General features: G+C 58.3%; 17 protein-coding genes. 5 read left to right on the forward strand and 12 right to left on the reverse strand.

Annotated elements, in window-relative coordinates; translation table 11 throughout:
• Window positions 1-12: 12 nt before the first annotated feature.
• The 5 genes from CYR52_RS01325 to CYR52_RS01345 all read right to left on the reverse strand — a co-directional run bounded on the left by CYR52_RS01325 (window position 13) and on the right by CYR52_RS01345 (window position 6,950).
• Window positions 13-1,026 (reverse strand): ABC transporter permease, encoded by a 1,014-nt coding sequence (locus CYR52_RS01325; RefSeq protein WP_072927811.1) that lies wholly within the window; start codon window positions 1,024-1,026, stop codon window positions 13-15.
• On the reverse strand, window positions 1,023-2,027 hold the full coding sequence (locus CYR52_RS01330) for an ABC transporter permease (protein WP_072927813.1): 1,005 nt from the start codon (window positions 2,025-2,027) through the stop codon (window positions 1,023-1,025). The genes CYR52_RS01325 and CYR52_RS01330 overlap by 4 nt, the downstream gene beginning before the upstream one ends.
• Window positions 2,028-3,539: a sugar ABC transporter ATP-binding protein gene (locus tag CYR52_RS01335; protein WP_072927815.1), complete on the reverse strand. Its 1,512-nt coding sequence runs from the start codon at window positions 3,537-3,539 to the stop codon at window positions 2,028-2,030.
• Between the two features lie 60 nt (window positions 3,540-3,599).
• Window positions 3,600-4,586, reverse strand: a complete 987-nt coding sequence (gene rhaS / locus CYR52_RS01340) for a rhamnose ABC transporter substrate-binding protein (RefSeq protein ID WP_079205195.1) — start codon at window positions 4,584-4,586, stop codon at window positions 3,600-3,602.
• Between the two features lie 468 nt (window positions 4,587-5,054).
• Window positions 5,055-6,950, reverse strand: a complete 1,896-nt coding sequence (locus tag CYR52_RS01345) for a methyl-accepting chemotaxis protein (RefSeq protein WP_072927918.1) — start codon at window positions 6,948-6,950, stop codon at window positions 5,055-5,057.
• A gap of 332 nt (window positions 6,951-7,282) precedes the next feature.
• Here CYR52_RS01345 and CYR52_RS01350 point away from each other — a divergent pair, with 332 nt between their 5' ends.
• Window positions 7,283-8,008: a 4'-phosphopantetheinyl transferase family protein gene (locus CYR52_RS01350; RefSeq protein WP_072927818.1), complete on the forward strand. Its 726-nt coding sequence runs from the start codon at window positions 7,283-7,285 to the stop codon at window positions 8,006-8,008.
• 89 nt (window positions 8,009-8,097) lie between these two features.
• Complete coding sequence (locus CYR52_RS01355) at window positions 8,098-8,685, forward strand: NADPH-dependent FMN reductase (RefSeq protein WP_101827815.1); 588 nt, start codon at window positions 8,098-8,100, stop codon at window positions 8,683-8,685.
• Between the two features lie 70 nt (window positions 8,686-8,755).
• Here CYR52_RS01355 and CYR52_RS01360 read toward each other — a convergent pair whose 3' ends face one another.
• Window positions 8,756-10,093, reverse strand: coding sequence for an NCS2 family permease (locus CYR52_RS01360; RefSeq protein ID WP_072927821.1), 1,338 nt, complete (start codon window positions 10,091-10,093; stop codon window positions 8,756-8,758).
• Window positions 10,094-10,325: 232 nt separating this feature from the next.
• On the opposite strand from CYR52_RS01360, the gene yieH reads away from it, so the two are divergent.
• The gene (gene yieH / locus CYR52_RS01365; protein WP_101827840.1) at window positions 10,326-11,003 is read left to right on the forward strand and encodes a 6-phosphogluconate phosphatase; all 678 of its coding nucleotides are present in this window, start codon (window positions 10,326-10,328) and stop codon (window positions 11,001-11,003) included.
• A gap of 9 nt (window positions 11,004-11,012) precedes the next feature.
• On the opposite strand, the gene CYR52_RS01370 is transcribed toward yieH, so the two are convergent.
• The gene (locus CYR52_RS01370; RefSeq protein ID WP_101827816.1) at window positions 11,013-12,887 is read right to left on the reverse strand and encodes a bifunctional sugar phosphate isomerase/epimerase/4-hydroxyphenylpyruvate dioxygenase family protein; all 1,875 of its coding nucleotides are present in this window, start codon (window positions 12,885-12,887) and stop codon (window positions 11,013-11,015) included.
• Window positions 12,888-13,138: 251 nt separating this feature from the next.
• Here CYR52_RS01370 and CYR52_RS01375 point away from each other — a divergent pair, with 251 nt between their 5' ends.
• Window positions 13,139-13,783, forward strand: coding sequence for a TetR/AcrR family transcriptional regulator (locus CYR52_RS01375; protein ID WP_072927921.1), 645 nt, complete (start codon window positions 13,139-13,141; stop codon window positions 13,781-13,783).
• A 73-nt stretch (window positions 13,784-13,856) separates the two neighbouring features.
• On the opposite strand, the gene phoU is transcribed toward CYR52_RS01375, so the two are convergent.
• The 5 genes from phoU to pstS all read right to left on the reverse strand — a co-directional run bounded on the left by phoU (window position 13,857) and on the right by pstS (window position 18,445).
• Entirely contained in the window at window positions 13,857-14,588 is a 732-nt protein-coding gene (gene phoU, locus CYR52_RS01380; protein ID WP_072927825.1) for a phosphate signaling complex protein PhoU, read from the reverse strand.
• Between the two features lie 53 nt (window positions 14,589-14,641).
• On the reverse strand, window positions 14,642-15,418 hold the full coding sequence (gene pstB / locus CYR52_RS01385; protein ID WP_072927826.1) for a phosphate ABC transporter ATP-binding protein PstB: 777 nt from the start codon (window positions 15,416-15,418) through the stop codon (window positions 14,642-14,644).
• Window positions 15,419-15,478: 60 nt separating this feature from the next.
• Window positions 15,479-16,366: a phosphate ABC transporter permease PstA gene (gene pstA, locus CYR52_RS01390; protein ID WP_072927828.1), complete on the reverse strand. Its 888-nt coding sequence runs from the start codon at window positions 16,364-16,366 to the stop codon at window positions 15,479-15,481.
• A 1-nt stretch (window position 16,367) separates the two neighbouring features.
• Window positions 16,368-17,324, reverse strand: coding sequence for a phosphate ABC transporter permease PstC (gene pstC, locus CYR52_RS01395; RefSeq protein WP_072927829.1), 957 nt, complete (start codon window positions 17,322-17,324; stop codon window positions 16,368-16,370).
• Window positions 17,325-17,404: 80 nt separating this feature from the next.
• Window positions 17,405-18,445: a phosphate ABC transporter substrate-binding protein PstS gene (gene pstS, locus CYR52_RS01400; protein WP_072927831.1), complete on the reverse strand. Its 1,041-nt coding sequence runs from the start codon at window positions 18,443-18,445 to the stop codon at window positions 17,405-17,407.
• 282 nt (window positions 18,446-18,727) lie between these two features.
• Here pstS and CYR52_RS01405 point away from each other — a divergent pair, with 282 nt between their 5' ends.
• The gene (locus tag CYR52_RS01405) at window positions 18,728-19,153 is read left to right on the forward strand and encodes a hypothetical protein (protein ID WP_101827817.1); all 426 of its coding nucleotides are present in this window, start codon (window positions 18,728-18,730) and stop codon (window positions 19,151-19,153) included.
• Window positions 19,154-19,181 lie beyond the last annotated feature (28 nt).

Below are 19,181 nucleotides of genomic sequence, written 5' to 3' on the forward strand. Positions count from 1 at the left end.
ATTGTCCGGCGGTCAGGCGGCGCTGCGTCGCCGCCGTTGCATAACCCGGCGGGTAAGAATCGGCAGGGTGATAACGACGATCAGCATCAGCCCGACAATGATCGACATCACAATGCCCGGCACGTTAAGCAGGCTCAATCCGAATGTCACCAGCCCCATCAGGAACGCAGCGATGATCACGCCCGGCATACTGCCGGAACCGCCCAGGATATTCACGCCGCCCAGTACTGCCATCGTCACCACGCTCAGCTCCCAGCCCACGGCGATGGTCGGCCGCGTGCTCCCCAGGCGGGAAGTCAGCAGCACCGCCGCCAGCCCGGCCATCACGCCTACCAGCACAAACAGGATCAGGTTATGGCGTTTGACGTTAATGCCGGAATACCACGCACCGGTGGGGTTATTGCCGATGGCGTACGTCCGGCGGCCAAAGTTGGTTTTGTGCAGCAGGAACGCGAACGCGACAGCCAGCACGATAAACAGTGCAAACTCAAAAGAGAGCGCTTCCCAGACGTAGCCCTGGCCGAACCAGGCAAACTCCGGCGGATAGGCATTCAGCGCCTGATCGCCCAGCAGGATATAGGCGATACCGCGGTAAAGGCTCATGGTGCCGATGGTGATCACGATAGACGAGAGGTTAAAGCGCGTCACCAGCAGGCCGTTCACCAGCCCGCACAGCAGCCCGACGCCCAGCCCGATGCCCACCAGCCCCGCCGTCCCTACCCCGGCCTGTGCGCAGAAGCCCATCACCGTGGAGCTCAGCGCAATGGTGGAGGCCACCGACAGATCAATTTCACGGGCGATAATCAGCATCGCCATCGGCAACACAATGATCGCTTTCTCCGTGAAGTTAAAGGTGGCATCCGACAGGTTCCAGATGTTCAGAAAGTAGGGGGAAGCCAGCGCGTTCGCCACAAAGACGGCCAGCGTCACGGCCAGCAGAAACGTTTCCCAGCACAGCAGCCGCCGGGCCCGTGACGGCGGCGGTGAAAGCGGCGCGGCGCGGTCAGAAATCAGCGTCTTACTCATGGTTTCACCCCTTCTTTTTGTCTCGACAGCGCCACGTCACGCAGGATAAGCCGCCCTTTGCGCTTGTTGCCGCGCTCATTCAGCAGCACCGCAATCACAATGACGCCCCCGGAAATCGCCATCTGCCAGAAGGGCGAAATGCCGATCACCGGCAGCGCGTTATTGATTACGCCCAGGAACAGCGCGCCCATCAGGCAACCCCACACGCGGCCGATGCCGCCCATGGTGCTGATGCCGCCAATCACACAAGCCGCGACGATTTGCAGTTCAAACCCGTTTGCCACATCGACGTAGGCCACGGCAAAGCGGGAAATCCACAGATAGCCGCAGAAACCGGCCAGCGCACCGGAGAGGCTGAAACTGATGAACTGCATTTTCCCGGCGTTGATGCCGGTGTAATACGCGGCCGTGGCGTTGCCGCCGGCGGTGTACATCGCCCGCCCGGTGCGGCTGTAGAGCAGGAAATACCCCACCAGCAGCAGCGCGGCGACGGCACACCAGCTCAGCACCGGCATACCCAGCACCTCAGTGCGCGGCAGGCCGAGGAAATCGCTGCTCATCTGGTGCGCGTTAATCCAGCCACCGTCCGACAGCAGGAAAATAATGCCGCGGTAGATACTCATGGTGCCGAGCGTGACCACAATCGCCGGGATGCCGAGTTTCCACACCAGCAACCCGTTGATCATCCCCATCACCAGCCCAAGCAATGTGGCAACCACCAGCAGCACCCCAACCGGGATCGCCGGATGGTGGAAGTTAAGCAGCGCCACAATCATGCCGGTCAGCGCCAGGTTGGCCGCCATCGACAAATCAATGCCTTTGGTCAGCAGCACCATCATCTGGCCCAGCGCCAGAATGATCAGGATCGACGTATCGTTAAAGATTTCCACCAGATTGCCCGGCCGCAGGAACGAGGGCGCGCGGCTGCCGATCGCCAGGACCATCAGCAGAATCACCCCGGCCAGCAGGGCCTCACGGTGTTTAAGCAGTGTTTGCCACATTTATGCAGCCTCCTCGCCGGCACCGCTGGCGGCGCTGACAATCATTTCGGCGCTGGCCTCACCGGCCCGGAATTCCGCCACCATCAGCCCTTCATGCATCACGATAATCCGGTCAGCCATGCCCATCACTTCCGGCAATTCCGACGACACCATAATCACTGCCAGCCCCTGCCCCACCAGTTCAGACATAAACTGGTGCACGGCGGCTTTGGAACCGATATCGATGCCTTTGGTCGGCTCATCCAGGATGATTACCGTGGGCTGGGTCGCCAGCCATTTGCCGATCACCACTTTTTGCTGGTTGCCGCCGGAGAGCGTTTCCACCGGCTGTTTCCAGCTGAACGCCTTGACCTGCAAGCGCCTGGCGTACTCATCCGCCAGTTGGGCTTCACGCGCCTCATTCAGGATGCCGTTGGGGTTGAGGCGGCTCAGTTGCGGCAGGCTGATGTTCTGGCTGATGGGCAGCTGGATAATTGCCCCCTGTTTCTGACGCTCCTCCGGCACACAGACAATCCCGGCGTTGATGGCGTCTGCGGGCTGGCGGAAATGCAGCGCCTGGCCGTTCAGCCGGATCTCACCGTGGGAAGGCTGCGTCACCCCGGAGAGTGCCTGCATCAGTTCAGTCCGCCCCGCGCCCACCAGCCCGTAGAAGCCGAGGATCTCCCCTTTGCGCAGGGAGAAATTGATATGCGCAAACTCGGTGGGGTGGCAGAGGTCGTTGACTTCCAGCACCGTGTCGCCGGGTTCGGTATGGATTTTCGGATAGGCGTGAGTGATTTCGCGCCCGACCATCATCGTCACCATGTGCTTTTCAGTGATGTCGCTGATCTGCCCGGAACTGATGTACACGCCGTCGCGCAGAATGGTGTAGTGGTCGGCAATCGCGAAGATTTCGTCGAACTTGTGTGAGATAAACAGAATGGCTTTCCCTTCGCGTTTCAGCCGTTCAACAATCTGGTAAAACTCGGTGATCTCATGCTGTGACAACGCCGCCGTCGGCTCATCCAGAATCACCACCTGGGCATCAAATGACAGTGCGCGCGCAATCGCCACCATATGCCGCTGGGCAATGCTCAGGGTTTTCAGCGTCACGCGTGGGTCAATCTGTACTTCCAGGCGGGTAAGGATGTCGCGTGCCTGCTGGTGCATGGCGGGCCAGTCGAGTTTTTTGAAAAAACCGCGATAGCGGTAGTGGCCGACAAAAATGTTTTCCGTCACCGTCAGCTCATCAAACAGCACGGTTTCCTGATGGATGGCGGTGATGCCGACTTTGTGCGCCGCCTCGGGCGTGGGCAGGGTAATCGGAATTGCCTTGTAGAGCAGTTCACCCTCATCGGGCTGATAGATGCCGGTCATCACTTTGACCAGCGTGGATTTTCCGGCACCGTTTTCACCGATTAATGCCGTGACTTTGCCGGGCCAGAGATCCAGTTGTACGTTTTCAAGTGCGCGCACGCCAGGGAAAGTTTTGGTGATTCCCTTGAGCGACAGCAGCGGAGTGGCGATGGTCATGGTGATATTCCCCAGCCAGGAAGCAAAAAGGGCGGTGGCGCGCCACCGCCGGTTTCGTCATCAGAAAATTTTGGAGAATTTATCGATATTGGCGGCGTCGTAGACGAACGGTTCCGCCATCGCGCCGCTGCCTTCGGCATCCAGCTTCACTTTGCCGAGTTTGCCCATGCTGGCTTCCGTTTTGGTGGCGGTGCCTTTGACCAGATCGTCAGCCAGATAGGTGGCGGCGTAGCCGAGGTCGATCGGGTTCCAGATGGCGAAACTTTTCGATGCCCCGGATTTCACCGCGCCCGCCATTTCAGACGGCAACCCCAGCCCGGTGACGTACACCTGGCCAATTTTTCCCTGATCTTTCACTGCCTGCGCGGCCGCCACGATCCCCACTGACGAGGGCGAAACGATCACTTTCAGGTCAGGGTAAGATTTCAGCAACCCGACGGTTTCACGGTAACTTTTATCTGACAGATCATCGCCATAGGCCACCGTCACCAGGTTTACCGACGGGTACTTCGGCAGCACCTTTTTCATCTCCTCAATCCAGATATTCTGGTTGGTGGAGGTCGGCGTGGCGCTCAGCACTGCCACATCCCCTTTTTCCACCTTCAGCGCTTTCAGCGCGTCAGCGGCCAGCTTCACGTTGGTTTCGCCAATCAGGGCGTTGTTGGAAGGGTTAAGGTGGATCTGGCGGCCCGCTTTCGCCACACCGGAATCCCAGGAGACCACTTTAATGCCGCGCTGCATCGCTTTTTTCAGCACCGGCACCACGGCGTCCGGGTCATTGGCGGAGATGGCGATGGCGTCCACACCCTGGGCGATCAGCCCATTGAGCACTTCAATCTGGGCTTCCGCGGTGGTGGTGGTGGGGCCGGTGTAAATGACTTTCACATCCCCGATCTCTTTGGCGGCCTGCTGGGCGCCGACGTTGGCCGCTTCAAAAAAACCATTGCCCAGGGATTTCGCCACCAGGGCAATTTTCACCTCAGCCAGGGCGGAACCGGACAGCGCCAGGGCGATAAGGGTGAGCGTACAACCTGCTCTTGTTTTCATTTTCATTGCTGGTACTCCACATGTAGGGTCTCGGATTGCAGGGGATTTTTTTAGGAATTTTTATAGGTGGTTAACGATCTACCGCTGTGGCAAGAGGATTCACGCCGAACGTTTACCGGGGACGATAAAACCGTAACACGTTGACGGCGGGTGATTACAGAACCCTTCTGAAAATAGTTATCTCCACTCTAGAAAGTAACGGCGCCCACGACCTTCACGCCAATGACAGCCCTTTTCTGCCACTGGCAAAGAAGTAAAGGTGGGCGTGAGAGAGGTCACAATTTGCTGTTTTAAGAAGGGGACGCGGGGAAAACCGGTGAAGGCTTTCTGATAAACGCGGCGGCATGGAAGGTGCGCCAGGGGCGGGGTCTGTCAGCCATAAAAAAGCCTGGCGCCGGGGCAGTCCGGCGTCAGGCGGGTTATTTGTGTCGTTCAGGTTGCGACAGGCTGCGTCATAAGAAAGCAGGCTTACAGTTTAAAGCTGTTCACCACGCTCTCCAGTTGCTGGGTCTGCTCCTGCATCGCCTGGGCAGCGGCAGACACCTGCTCTACCAGCGCGGCGTTCTGCTGGGTGGTGCCGTCGAGCTGGTTAATCGCCAGGTTCACCTGTTCAATGCCGAGGCTCTGCTCCTGGCTGGAGGAGAGGATCTCGTTCATCAGCGTCGCCACGTTGTTCACGCCCTGCCGCAAATCCTGCATGGTGTGCCCGGCGGTCGCCACCAGTTCAGTGCCGAGGGTGATGTCCGCCACTGAATCTTCAATCAGTTTCTTAATCTCCCGGGCTGAGGTGGCCGACCGTTGGGCCAGGCTGCGTACTTCCGCCGCCACCACGGCGAAGCCGCGCCCCTGTTCACCGGCGCGCGCCGCTTCGACTGCCGCATTCAGCGCCAGGATGTTGGTCTGGAACGCGATGCTGTCGATCACGCTGATGATATCCACAATCTTTTTCGACGAGCGGTTGATCGAGCCCATGGTATCCACCACCTGGCTGACCACATCGCTGCCTTTCTCCGCCACGCCGGAGGCGTTACGCGCCAGCTGGTTGGCGTGCTCGGCATTACCGGCGTTCTGCTTCACGGTGCTGGTGAGCTGCTCCATCGAGGCGGCGGTTTCTTCAATCGAACTGGCCTGATCTTCCGTACGCGCAGACAAATCCATGTTGCCGCCGGCAATCTCACGCGCGGCGGAGGCGATGGTCAGGCTGCTCTCGCCAACCTGCCGCAGGATCTGTTGCAGGTGCGCCAGGAAGCCATTAAAGCTCTGGTTGATGGCGTTAAATTCCGGGCTGGTGCTCTCCGGCAGCCGCTGGGTCAGGTCTGCACCCCCCGCCGAAAGCGCGGTGATGTTGTCGCGCAACGCTGCCAGGCGGCGCATAAACAGCCGCAGGGTGACAATCAGGAACGCCAGCAGGATCAGCATCACCGGCACCTGCACGGCGGCCAGGCTCAGCAGCACGCTGTTGCTCTGTTTCACCAGCAGGCGGGTCGGCAGATCGGTGGCGATAAACCACGGGCTGTGCTCGATATTGTGCAGGAACAGCGTATGTGATTCGCCGTCCGCCTCAAACTCCGTCTCTGCCTGGCGGCGATCGCCGATCGCGGCCAGCATCTCTGTCACCTGGCGGGCCATCGGGGTGTTGAGTTCGGCCAGATTTTTCAGGCTGCCGGCCTGCGCCGGGTCGCTGCTGCCGACAATTTTGCCGTCCTGTTCCACAATCAGGATGCGGCCGTTAATGACCTGCTCCTGCTCTTTTACCAGGCTGTTAAAGAAGCCAAGCGTGACATCAATGGTCGAGACGCCCCACGCTTTATCGCCTTTGTAGATCGCCATCGCACAGTTGGTGCGCGGCTGTGGGCTGGCGCTGTCCTGATAGGCTTTCGCCCAGGCGCAAACGCCGCGCGAGGCTTTCATGCCGTCACGGAACCAGGGCTGATCGTAATAATTAGGGGATTTCCCGGCGTTCCAGGTTTCGTTGAACACCAGTTTGCCGTCAGTTCCCCTGGCATAAAAGGTGCTGAACTTGTCACGCACCGCATCGCGCATATACGGCAACGGCCAGACCCCGCCGCCAAACACATTGGTATCGCCATACTGGTCAATCAGCCCCGGCAGCAGGGAATCAATAGAGACGCTGTCCATCAGCGTGGCGGTCTGGGTAATGCTGCGCGCCTGGGTTTCGACCCGGTTCATCCGGTCATTGACCACGGTGGCAATACGCTCGACATTGCCGGAAACCAGCACGCTTTCGCTGTGTTTGAGTTTGGGGGCAATAAAAATCTGGATAACGATTAGTGTAATGATCAGCAATGCGGCAAAAAGCACGCTGATTAACAGAGTAAACCGGGCCTGCGTTGTTTTTAACATGTTCGCGATACTCACCGATAAAAGAGCCAAATAGCTGTTCAACGGGTATCGGCGCTGATATAAACAACTTTATTTATGATAGTGAACACTTACTTTCCATGTAAGCTACTGTAATCAAGGGGATGAGAAGAAAGAGTCAGCAGTCTGGTGAGATTTAATTATAATTATGCGAACCCCGTCACCTTTGCCGTGATACATCCGGCAAGGTGGGGCCTGCGCAATGCCGTTATTTCCCCTTCCGCTAAAGCAGCCCTGGTGTTGCCGTGAAACGGTTGGTGATATTCTTGGTCAAATAAAAAATGTATGTGCTAACCATTATCAGGGAGTGAACAATGGCGTGCCATTATGCGAAATGGACTCTGTCCGATACCCAGCCGGATTTGCGGCGCCTGAACCCGGAACTGGCGACCGCCGCCGCGGCATTTTCAGTGAAACGGCGGCAGCGTTACCTGCATGGCCGGGTCTTGCTGGCCGAAATGATGGCCTATTTTTACGGTATCCCCCTTCTGCCGAAAATCATCACCCCGCCCAGTGGGCGCCCCTGCTTTGCCGACACCAACCTGCCCGATTTCAGCCTGGCTTATGCCGGGAATACCCTTGGGGTAATGCTGAGCAGCGAGGGCAAAGTCGGGCTGGATATGGAAGTGATCCGGGCGCGCAGCAGCCGCATTCTGCAACTGCATAATGCGCACCTCAGCTCGGCGGAGCAGGCCTGGGTGGCTGAACAAAACGAGCCGATGGAAGCCTCTACCCAGCTCTGGTGCATTCGCCAGAGCGTTCTGAAGCTCTCGGGGCTTGGCAACAGCGGGCTGAACACGGTGCGGCTGCATCCGGCTTCGGCACGGCTGCGCTCCAGTGTGCTGCCGGATGTGCAGGTCGCCAGTGACAGCGACTCCCTGTTTGCCTGGGCGTGCGCGCAATCCCCGACGCTGGGCCGCATGGTGCAGTGGCGCTACCACCCTGACACCGGCTTCAGCCAGATTCAGGAGAGCCTGACCGCCCAGCAGGCACTCTCCTCGCACTTTATGAAAATGCTCAGCCTGCCGCCCACCCGCTAATCCGGCTCGCTGCCGCCGGGCCATACCGGCTTTCTGCTACGCTTAATCAGGCTATTTCCCCGGCGGGCCGTGCCCGGCCTGCCCTTTTCATTGATAAGGAGTCCCGGATGTCTGCTCAACCCCTGCATATCGTTACCCTGCTTGGCAGCCTGCGCAAAGGTTCATATAACGCGATGGTGGCGCGCACCCTGCCGAAACTGGCCCCGGAAGGCATGACCATCAGCGCGCTGCCCTCGATTGCCGGCATCCCAATGTATGATGCCGATTTCCAGCAGGAAGAGGGCTTCCCGGAACGGGTTGAGGAGATTGCGGCGCAGATCCAGAAAGCCGACGGCGTCATTATCGTGACGCCGGAGTACAACTACTCCGTGCCGGGCGGCCTGAAGAATGCGATTGACTGGCTCTCGCGCCTGCCGCAACAGCCGCTGGCGAAAAAACCGGTGGCGATCCAGACCAGTTCGATGGGGGCGATTGGCGGGGCGCGCTGCCAGTACCATCTGCGCCAGATCCTGGTTTACCTGGATGCGCTGGTGATGAACAAACCGGAATTTATGGGCGGGGTGATTCAGAACAAAGTGGATGAGCAGATTGGTGAAGTCATTGACCAGAACACGCTCGATTTCCTCAGCGGCCAGCTCACCGCGTTCGGCCAGTACATCCAGAAAGTCAGCGGCTGAGTGCGCTTGGCTGCCCATAAAAAAGGCCGATCGTCAGATCGGCCTTTTTGCGTTTGAGGCAATTCAGCGCTTAGTGCGCATCAACAAACGCGATTTTCAGCACAAACAGCAGCGCGACCACGATCACGCATGGGTTGATCTCTTTCCAGCGCCCGGTGCCGAGTTTCATCACACAGTAAGAGATGAAGCCCAGCGCGATGCCTTCGGTGATCGAGAAGCTGAACGGCATCATCACCGCGGTGATAAAGGCCGGTACGGCTTCGGTGAGGTCATCCCAGGTGACGCGCGCCAGGCTGGAGGTCATCAATACCCCCACGTAGATCAACGCACCGGCAGCGGCATACGCCGGTACCATCCCGGCCAGCGGCGAGATAAACATCACCAGCAGGAACAGGATGCCGACCACCACCGCCGTCAGGCCGGTACGTCCGCCCACGGAGACGCCGGAGGAGCTTTCAATGTAGGCGGTCACGGAAGAGGTACCGACATAGGCGCCCACTACCGAGCTGATGCTGTCCACAAACAGCGCCTGCTTCATGCGCGGGAATTTGCCTTTGGCATCCGCCAGCCCGGCTTTGTCCGTCACGCCAATCAGCGTACCGGAGGAGTCAAACAGGTTAACCAGCATAAAGGAGAAGATCACGCCCGCCAGCCCGAGGTTAAACGCCCCGGCCAGATCGACCTGGCCCACCACGGAGGTGATGCTCGGCGGCAGCGCCACAATCCCACCGTATTTCACATCGCCAATCGCCCAGCCACACAGCGTGGTGACCACAATCGACACCAGCACCGCCGCATGGATGTTACGGGACGCCAGAATGGCAATAATGAAGAAGCCCAGAATACCCAGCAGCACGTTATGTGAGGAGAGGTTGCCGATGGTCACAATGGTGTCTGGGTTGGCCACAATGATGCCGGCGTTTTTCAGCCCCATCATGCCGATAAACAGCCCGATGCCGCTGGTGATGCCCACACGCAGGCTGACCGGGATGTTGGCAATCATCCAGTAACGGATGCGGAACAGGGTCAGCAGCAGGAAACCGATTGCGCCCCAGAAAATAGCACCCATCGCCACCTGCCATGAAATGCCCATCGCGCCGACCACCACAAAGGCGAAGAACGCATTCAGGCCCATCGCCGGTGCCAGCGCCACCGGCAGGTTAGCCAGCAAGCCCATAAAGATACTGCCGAACGCCGCAATCAGGCAGGTGGTCACGAAGACCGCCCGGACATCCATGCCCGCCACCCCGAGAATCTGCGGGTTTACAAAAACGATATACACCATCGTAAGGAAGGTGGTCAGCCCGGCAATCACTTCAGTACGTGCCGTGGTACCGTGCTGCTTCAGCTTGAATACGCGCTCAAGCAGGCCGTTATCATCAGCCGCGCTTGGTTGTGGTTTGCTCATTTATCTGATTTCCGAAGAGGGAAAAGGAGGGTCGGGGCTATCCTATAACAAAAAATAGGAATTTTGACGGGGCCTTCACACTTTTTTTCGCGGATTTTACCCGCAGGATAACGTTTTCGCCGGGCAAAAAAACGATAAGCGCGGCTGAACCCTTTTTTATTTTCATTGCGGCCCCTGGCGGAATGATGGTGTCATGCCGTACGCCAAACCGGCCGGAGAACAGGAGCACAAAATGCGCGATACCGGATGTGTGTTTTTTGATTGTGACGGGACACTGGTAGACAGTGAAGTGTTGTGCAGCCGCGGCTATGTGGCGATGTTCGCGCATTACGGCATCACCCTGACGCTGGAAGAGGTCTTTAAGAAATACAAAGGGGTAAAACTCTACGACATTATTGCGCAGGTCGGGCAGCAACACCGGTTGTCCGCACCGGTCGGGGAGATGGAGGCGCGTTACCGGCAGGAAGTGGCGCAGCTTTTTGAGCAAGAATTAGTGGCCATCGACGGCGCACGCGAGCTCCTGATGCAGATTCATGTGCCGGTGTGTGTGGTGTCCAACGGGCCGGTCAGTAAGATGCAGCACTCCCTTGGCCTGACCGGCCTGTTGCCCTTCTTTACCGACGGCGATCGCCACCGGCTGTTCAGCGGCTATGACATCCAGCGCTGGAAGCCGGACCCGGCCCTGCTGCACCATGCAGCCGCACAGATGGGCGTAGAGACCGGGCGCTGCATACTGGTGGAGGATTCGGTCGCCGGTGCCCAGGCCGGGATCGCCGCAGGCATCCCGGTGTTCTATTACTGTGCCGATCCGCATAACCCGGTGATTGACCACCCGCTGGTGACGCCTTTCCATGACATGCGCGCCCTGCCCGGCCTGTGGCGTGAGCAGGGCTATCGCCTGACGCGCTGAGCCGCGCGGTCAGGGCTGCTGTTGCATCGTCAGCCGTACCCCGGCGTTGGCTTCGCCATACTGCGCATAGCCGCCGCGCCGCTCCAGCAACTCGAAGAAGAAACGCCCGTCCGCCACCGGCCGGGTGTAAGCGTGCAACAGCTCGCCGCCCTGCTCATCGCGGTCGTAAAGCACATGGTGCGTCTCCAGTTGATGGAGGAATGCCTGATCCAGCCCGAAGCGGGCGGCCAGATCCTGATAGTAGTTTTCCGGCACCGGCAGCAGCGCCTGCCCCAGTTCACGGGCGGCACGCACGGCACTGAAAATATCGCCGGTGGCGAACGCGGCATGTTGCAGCCCCGCGCCCTGATAACGTTGCAGCGTGCGGGCGATCAGCGTCTCGCGGCTCTGGGAAATGTTCAGCGGCAGCCGTACGCGGTTTTCCGGGCTGTGGGCCAGTTGGCTGCGCACAATGCCGAACGGATCGTTCATCTCCTGGGTGCTTTCCAGTTCAAAGCCCAGCACGCTGCGCAGGAACATTACCCAGTTCTGGCGCATCGCTTCCGGGATCGCCATCGCCAGGTGGTCGATGCCCAGCCAGCCGGCGGACGGCGGCGCGGTGTCGTGCAGGTGGAAATCCTGCGTCCAGCTCGTTTGGGCGTCCTGTTCAATCAGGTAGATCAGGCTGCCGTCCGGCAGGCAAACCGCCGGGATCTGCCGCTCATTGGGGCCGGCCTGCGGCGCAAAGGTGGCGTAGCCGTAATCCTGCGCCCGTTGCAGCAGGCGTTGCGTACCTTCCACCTTCAGCGCCAGCGCGCACATCGAGAGGCCGTGGCGCTCGTGATAGGCCGCCGCAAAACTGTCCGGCTGGCGGTTGACGATCACATTAACCGGGCCGTTCTGAAACAAGGACACCGCTTTGGAACGGTGATCACCCCGGTGTACCAGCCCAAGCTGCTGTAACCCGGCCGCCAGTGGCGGTGCGTCGTCCGCGCCGGCGCTGAATTCAATAAACTCTACCCCGTGGTAACGCGGTAATGGTGCCGAGGCAAACAGCGCCTCAGGCAGCGCGGGCTGATTGGCCTGCGCCAGCGCCAGCCGGGTCTGTTCTTCGATATAGAGCAGCGAGCGGTAGCCGTCCTGGGCAGTCGGCGTGGCCGGTTCCGCGCGGAAGGTGTCGTTGAAAATCTCCAGCGACCACGGCCCGCGGTAGCCTTTTTGCGTCAATTGCGTGGCGAATTTGACCAGCGGCAATTCGCCCTGGCCGGGGAAGCAGCGGAAGTGGCGGCTCCACTCCAGCGTGTTCATCTGCAAAACCGGCGCGTCGGCCAGTTGCAGGAAGGTGATTTTCTCCAGCGGGATGTCATCCAGCTCATCCAGCGAGTCGCCCAGCGCCAGAATGTGGAAACTGTCGAGCACGATGCCCATCGCCGGGCTGTCGACCTCGCGCACGCGATCCCACGCCTGCCGGTAGCGGTTGACGTGCGCGCCCCAGGCCAGCGCCTCATACCCCACGCGGATGTCATGCTGCTCCGCCAGCGTGGCCAGCCGCGCCAGATCGGCGATCTGCTCATCACGCACGGCGCTGCTTTGTGGCGACACGTTGCTGCACACCAGCAGCGTATCGCAGCCGAGCTGGTGCATCAGGTCAAACTTCAGGCGCGCGCGCTCGAGGTGGGTGTCGAGCTGGTCACGCGGGTTGCCCTCAAAGTTGCGGAACGGCTGGAACAGCGTGATCGCAAGCCCCAGATCGGCGCAGCGTTGGCGGATTTCCGCCGGTGAGCCCGGATAGTAGAGCAGATCGTTTTCAAACAGTTCGATGCCGTCAAACCCGGCATCGGCGATGGCCTGTAATTTTTCCGGCAACGATCCCGAAACCGAGACCGTGGCGATAGAACGTTGCATACTTTTCCCCTTTTCAGTCAGGCAGATCGGACAACAAAAACCGGCTTGCCGGCATCAGGGGAAAGGGCCGCAAAACATGCGGAAACCGGCAGCATATCTGTTAAGTTTTGAACCAGGAGGTTCATTTAGTCAAGGCAGGGAGGCGTAACAGGCCGTTTCAATTGTCTCGCGGAGGCGCAATTGTAACGCTCCGGCAGAATCGCTACTCTTTGCGCAGAGAGTTAATCCCTGCTTATTGTAAGGAGCCTGTTCTGAGCAGCCAAGAAACCCCATCCGCCGGGCGGAAGAACGATCCGGTCGGCCTGAAAAAGCGGATTTTTGCCAGCGCGCTGGCGGAGTTTGCTGAATCGGGCCTGAACGGCGCACGTCTGGAGAAGATTGCCGAACATGCCGACACCACTAAAAGAATGGTGGTGTATCACTTCAAGAATAAAGAAGCGCTCTATATCAGCGTGCTGGAGCATGTTTACGGCCAGATCCGCCGCCATGAGGTGAGCCTGAACCTGGCGGCACTGCCGCCCGCTGAGGCGCTGGTGAAGCTGGTGGAAGCCAGTTTTAACTTCCATGTGCAGAACGCTGATTTTATCCGGGTGATCTGCATGGAGAACATGATGCGCGGGCGCTATATCCGCCAGTCCACGCAGATCAAAACACTGAACCGCAGCGCGCTCACAGTCCTGGAAGATATTTTAAGCCGCGGCAAACAGGGTGGGCTGTTCCGGGCAGATGTGGCCGCGCGCGATGTGCACCGGTTGATCAGCAGTATGAGTTTCCATCAGGCCGCCAACCAGTACACCTTCGACACGCTGTTTGAAGGGAATTCCCAGGACGAGAGTTACATCGCCCACTTCCGCCAGATCGCGGTACAGGTGACGTTACGCTTCGTCACGCTGTAGTTATTGATGCTGACGTTATTGATGCTGACGTTAGTGATGCGGTAAGTTACCGATGCCGCGATCGCCGTTATGATCAGGACGGCGAGTTGTCCTTGTCGCCTGCCAGCAGCACATCCAGCGCATCACCGCCCAGGTGGCGGAAATCCTGCCCTTTCACGAAGTAGAAGATAAATTCACAGATGTTCTGGCAGCGGTCGCCGATCCGCTCAATCGAGCGGGCGCAGAACAGCGCGGTCAGCACGCTGGGAATGGTGCGGGAATCTTCCATCATGTAGGTCATCAGCTGGCGCACAATGCCTTCATACTCCTGGTCGACCTTTTTGTCTTCGCGGTAAATCCGTACCGCTTCATCCAGATCCATCCGGGCAAAGGCGTCCAGCACGTCATGCAGCATCTGCACTGTGTGGCGGCCCAGCGACTCCAGGCTGACCAGCAGCGGCTGGTGCTGGTGGGAGAATTTCTCCAGCGCCGTGCGGCAGATTTTATCCGCCACATCGCCGATGCGTTCCAGCTCAGAAATGGTTTTGATGATCGCCATCACCAGCCGCAAATCGCTGGCGGTGGGCTGGCGTTTGGCGATGATGCGCACACAGGCCTCGTCGATCGCCACTTCCATCATGTTGACCTTGCGGTCACCTTCAATCACCTGGGTGGCGAGGTCGCCATCCTGATTGTGCATGGCGGTGATGGCGTCAGTGAGTTGCTGTTCCACCAGCCCGCCCATGGTTAATACCTGGGTACGGATATGCTCCAGCTCGGCATTGAACTGACCGGAGATGTGTTTATTTAAATTCAGATTGTCCATGTGCTTATCCTGTTGGCGCTGTCAGGCGGATGCATGCCGTACCCACGACGGGATCAACCGTAACGGCCGGTAATGTAGTCTTCGGTCTGTTTCTGGGCCGGAGAGGTGAACAGGGTGTCCGTATCACTGAACTCAATGAGTTCGCCCAGATACATAAATGCCGTGTGATCTGAGCAGCGTGCAGCCTGCTGCATGTTGTGCGTCACGATCACCACAGTGTAATCCTGTTTCAGCTCAGTAATCAGTTCTTCAATTTTCCCGGTAGAGATCGGGTCAAGGGCTGAACAGGGCTCATCCAGCAACAGCACTTCCGGGCGGATAGCGATGCCGCGCGCAATGCAAAGGCGCTGCTGCTGGCCGCCGGAGAGGCTGTAGCCGCTCTGGTGCAGCTTGTCTTTGGACTCATTCCACAACGCGGCCTTGGTCAGCGCCCACTGTACGCGCTCGTCCATGTCCGCACGGGAAAGGTTCTCAAACAGCCTCACGCCAAAGGCGATATTGTCATAAATTGACATCGGGAACGGCGTCGGCTTCTGGAACACCATGCCGACCTTCGCCCGCAGCAGGGCGATGTCTTGTTTGTCGGTCAGGATATTTTCGCCATCCAGCAAAATATCCCCTTTCGCGACCTGCTCCGGGTAGAGCTGGTACATTTTGTTGAAGGTACGCAGCAGGGTTGATTTCCCGCAGCCCGACGGGCCAATGAAGGCGGTCACTTTATTTTTGGCGATATCCAGCGAGATATTTTTCAGCGCGTGGAATTTGCCGTAATAAAAGTTAAGGTCGCGGACCTGAATTTTGCTCGCAGCTACGTCAGTTGCCATACTCATCACTCTGTCTCTCGGTTTGCCGGCGTGGCCTGAGGCCCCGCCGGGCGATACGGTGGCCAATTAATGTTTCTTTTTGGCAAAAATGATGCGCGCCACGATGTTCAGCAGCAGAACGCACAGGGTAATCAACAAGACACCGGCCCAGGCCAGTTCTTGCCACTCCGCAAACGGGCTCATCGCAAATTTGAAAATGGTCACCGGCAGGTTGGCGATCGGCTGCATCAGGTCGGTGCTCCAGAACTGGTTGGAGAGCGACGTGAACAGCAGCGGGGCGGTTTCCCCGGCGATACGGGCAATCGCCAGCAGCACCCCGGTGATGATCCCGGAGACGGACGCCTTCACGGTGATCGCTGAGATCATTTTCCATTTCGGGGTACCCAGCGCATACGCGGCTTCGCGCAGGCTGTCCGGCACCAGTTTCAGCATGTTTTCAGTGGTGCGGATAACAATCGGGATCTGCAACAGGGCCAGCGCCATCACGCCTGCCCAGCCGGAGAAGTGGCCCATTTGCGCCACCACCAGCGTATAGACAAACAGCCCGACCACGATGGAAGGCGCAGAGAGCAGAATGTCGTTAATGAAGCGGATGGTTTCAGCCAGCCAGGATTTACGGCCATATTCCGCCAGGTAAATACCGGCCAGAATGCCGAGCGGCGTCCCGACCAGTGTCGCCCAGAGGATCAGCATCCCGCTGCCTAAAATGGCATTCAACAGGCCGCCGCCGGCGGTGTTCGGCGGCGGGGTCATTTCGGTGAACAGCGCCAGCGACATACCGTCGAACCCTTTGGTCACGGTGGTCAGCAGGATCCAGCAGAGCCAGAACAGCCCGAATGCCATGGTCGCCATCGACAAGAACAGCGCCAGGCGGTTCTTCTGACGCCGCCAGGCCTGTTTTTTGCGGCGCGATTCACGCAGCGCCGCAGTTTGTTGCATATCTATCGTCGTCATTTCAGCGGCCCTCGTTTTTCGCCAGGCGCATCACCATCAGTTTTGACAGTGCCAGGACGATAAAGGTAATCACAAACAGAATCAGGCCCAGCTCCATCAGTGCAGAGGTATGCACGCCGGATTCCGCTTCCGCAAATTCGTTGGCCAGTGCGGAGGTGATACTGTTACCCGGCATGTAAAGCGACGGGCTGTCGAGCTGGTAGGTGTTACCGATAATGAAGGTCACGGCCATTGTCTCGCCCAGCGCGCGCCCCAGCCCCAGCATGATGCCGCCAATCACCCCGTTTTTGGTGAAAGGCAGCACAATGCGCCAGATCACTTCCCAGGTGGTGCAGCCGATGCCGTAGGCGGACTCTTTCATCATGACCGGCGTCTGTTCAAACACATCACGCATGACCGCGGCGATATAAGGAATGATCATGATGGCGAGGATCACCCCGGCCGCCAGGATACCGATGCCGAATGCCGGGCCGGAGAACAGCTCGCCGACAATCGGAATACCGGAGAGCACGTCGCCGACCGGTTGCTGGAAGTAAGTGGCAAACAGCGGGGCGAACACAAACAGCCCCCACATGCCGTACACGATACTGGGGATCGCGGCCAGCAGCTCAATCGCCACACCTAACGGGCGTTTCAGCCAGTTCGGTGCCAGTTCAGTCAGGAACAGGGCAATCCCGAAGCTGACGGGGACCGCAATAATCAGGGCGATCAGGGAAGTCACAATCGTGCCGTAGATCGGCACCAGCGCGCCAAACTGTTCGGCGGGCGCATCCCACTCTTTCGTCCACAGGAAGGAGAACCCGAATTTCTGCATACTCGGCCAGGAGGCCACGATCAGGGAGACGATAATCCCGCCCAGCAGAAATAGGGTAATCAGCGCAGCCAGTCTGACCAGTGCGCTGAAAAGATAGTCACCGTGCTTGCCCGGTGGTTTCATAGCCGGCTTATACTCAGCCATACGACACTCTTCTCATTAACGATACTGCCCGGCCGGGGCCGGGCTTGATAACCCGGCAACGCCGGGTCGCGCTAGCGGGATCAGAACAGAGATTTTCCGCTGCTGTCTTTGATATTTTCTTTCCAGGACGCACGGATTTGCGTGACCACGGCGTCAGGCAGGGTGGCGTAATCCAGATCGTTGGCCACCTGATTGCCGTTTTTGTAGGCCCAGTCGAAGAATTTCAGCACTTCAGCCCCTTTCTCGGCGTTCGGCTGGTTCTTGTAGATCAGGATGAAGGTCGTGGAGGTAATCGGCCACGCGTCGCCGCCCTTCTGGTTGGTCAGGTCCTGCGCGAAGGATTTCGTCCAGTCTGCGCCTTTCGCGGCGGCACTGAAGGCTTCTTCCGTCGGGCTGACGGCCTGGCCGTCGGCGTTCACCAGTTTGGTGTACGCCAGGTTATTTTGTTTGGCGTAAGCGTATTCCACGTAGCCGATAGACCCCGGCAGACGCTGTACGAACGCGGCGACGCCGTCGTTGCCTTTACCGCCCAGACCGGCCGGCCAGTTCACGGTGTTGCCCGCGCCCACTTTCTCTTTCCAGGCCGCGTTGACTTTCGCCAGGTAGCTGGTGAAGACGAAGGAGGTGCCGGAACCGTCAGCACGGCGTACCACGGCGATGTTCTGATCCGGCAGTTTCACGCCTGGGTTCAGTTTAACGATGGCCGGGTCATTCCACTTTTTGATGTTCCCCAGGTAGATGTCACCCAGTGTCTGGCCGTCCAGCGTCAGCTCACCGGATTTCACACCCGGCAGGTTAACCGCCAGCACCACGCCGCCGATCACGGTCGGGAACTGGAACAGGCCGCTGCTGTTGAGTTTGTCTTCGGCCATTGGGGCATCAGAGGCGCCGAAGTCCACGGTTTTGGCGATGATCTGTTTCACGCCGCCGGAGGAGCCAATCCCCTGGTAGTTGACCTGATTACCGGTCTCTTTCTGATAACTGTCCGCCCATTTGGCATAAACCGGCGCCGGGAAGGTGCCGCCGGCACCGGTCAGGCTGGCTGCGGCAAACGCTGACATCGTGGTTAACGAGAAGGTGGCTGCCACAATACCGGCGACGGTGGTACGCATCAGTTTCATAATTTCTCCTGGGGGAAATGGCACTCCGGCTTAAGCCGTTTTATGAGTATGTGAATTGCTGCTGATGGCAAAATAGGACAGTTCGGTGACAGTAAAATGTATGTAATGTGACATTTTTATGACACCCCCTGCACGGCCCACATCGGCCCGCTTAATCGACGACTAAGGAGCTGGCGTTTCACATTCTTTACAAACCCTATAGAGAGCACAGGAATAACCCTACACAGTAGAGAATAGACTAGCCGGGCTACTTCATTTCTCTATTTTGCTAAGGAAGCACAAATGAAAAAGTCGCTTATTGGAATGGTATTGGGCATTGCGGCACTCTCATCAACCGGGGCGCTGGCGGAGGCGGTGGAATGGGGTGACACCTCAAATGGCGAAACATCGTATATGATGATGATGCAATCAGGTAAGGCTTTTTCCAGCGGTATCGACGTATCAACTCTTGAAAAAGTGATTAAAGACAGTAGTAGTCAAATAGATGAATTAAAAGAATTAAAAGAGCAACTTGATAAATCAGCCCAGCAAAACAGCGAATACAGCCGTTCCCTCAGCCAACAAAGCGATAAAATCTCCAGTCTGGAAAGTAAAATCAGTTCGTTGGAAAATGAGATCAGTACCAGAGAGCGTCAGACCAGTTCGCTGGAAAGTAAGATCAGTTCGTTAGAAAGTACAATAAGTGCGTTGGAGAGCAAAATAAAATAGCGCATTGCGGGCCAGCTATTCTTTCTCT

This window comes from Chimaeribacter arupi (assembly GCF_002858805.1).
Taxonomy (GTDB): domain Bacteria; phylum Pseudomonadota; class Gammaproteobacteria; order Enterobacterales; family Enterobacteriaceae; genus Chimaeribacter; species Chimaeribacter arupi.

What these genes read in the sequence shown, in the direction of transcription:
- pstC (WP_072927829.1), bottom strand. Translation starts at nt 17,324, where the DNA reads ATGGCTGAGTATAAGCCGGCTATGAAACCACCGGGCAAGCACGGTGAC.
- CYR52_RS01350 (WP_072927818.1), top strand. Translation starts at nt 7,283, where the DNA reads ATGGCGTGCCATTATGCGAAATGGACTCTGTCCGATACCCAGCCGGAT.
- rhaS (WP_079205195.1), bottom strand. Translation starts at nt 4,586, where the DNA reads ATGAAAACAAGAGCAGGTTGTACGCTCACCCTTATCGCCCTGGCGCTG.
- CYR52_RS01370 (WP_101827816.1), bottom strand. Translation starts at nt 12,887, where the DNA reads ATGCAACGTTCTATCGCCACGGTCTCGGTTTCGGGATCGTTGCCGGAA.
- phoU (WP_072927825.1), bottom strand. Translation starts at nt 14,588, where the DNA reads ATGGACAATCTGAATTTAAATAAACACATCTCCGGTCAGTTCAATGCC.
- pstA (WP_072927828.1), bottom strand. Translation starts at nt 16,366, where the DNA reads ATGACGACGATAGATATGCAACAAACTGCGGCGCTGCGTGAATCGCGC.
- CYR52_RS01335 (WP_072927815.1), bottom strand. Translation starts at nt 3,539, where the DNA reads ATGACCATCGCCACTCCGCTGCTGTCGCTCAAGGGAATCACCAAAACT.
- pstS (WP_072927831.1), bottom strand. Translation starts at nt 18,445, where the DNA reads ATGAAACTGATGCGTACCACCGTCGCCGGTATTGTGGCAGCCACCTTC.
- pstB (WP_072927826.1), bottom strand. Translation starts at nt 15,418, where the DNA reads ATGAGTATGGCAACTGACGTAGCTGCGAGCAAAATTCAGGTCCGCGAC.
- CYR52_RS01345 (WP_072927918.1), bottom strand. Translation starts at nt 6,950, where the DNA reads ATGTTAAAAACAACGCAGGCCCGGTTTACTCTGTTAATCAGCGTGCTT.
- CYR52_RS01405 (WP_101827817.1), top strand. Translation starts at nt 18,728, where the DNA reads ATGAAAAAGTCGCTTATTGGAATGGTATTGGGCATTGCGGCACTCTCA.
- CYR52_RS01360 (WP_072927821.1), bottom strand. Translation starts at nt 10,093, where the DNA reads ATGAGCAAACCACAACCAAGCGCGGCTGATGATAACGGCCTGCTTGAG.
- CYR52_RS01330 (WP_072927813.1), bottom strand. Translation starts at nt 2,027, where the DNA reads ATGTGGCAAACACTGCTTAAACACCGTGAGGCCCTGCTGGCCGGGGTG.
- yieH (WP_101827840.1), top strand. Translation starts at nt 10,326, where the DNA reads ATGCGCGATACCGGATGTGTGTTTTTTGATTGTGACGGGACACTGGTA.
- CYR52_RS01325 (WP_072927811.1), bottom strand. Translation starts at nt 1,026, where the DNA reads ATGAGTAAGACGCTGATTTCTGACCGCGCCGCGCCGCTTTCACCGCCG.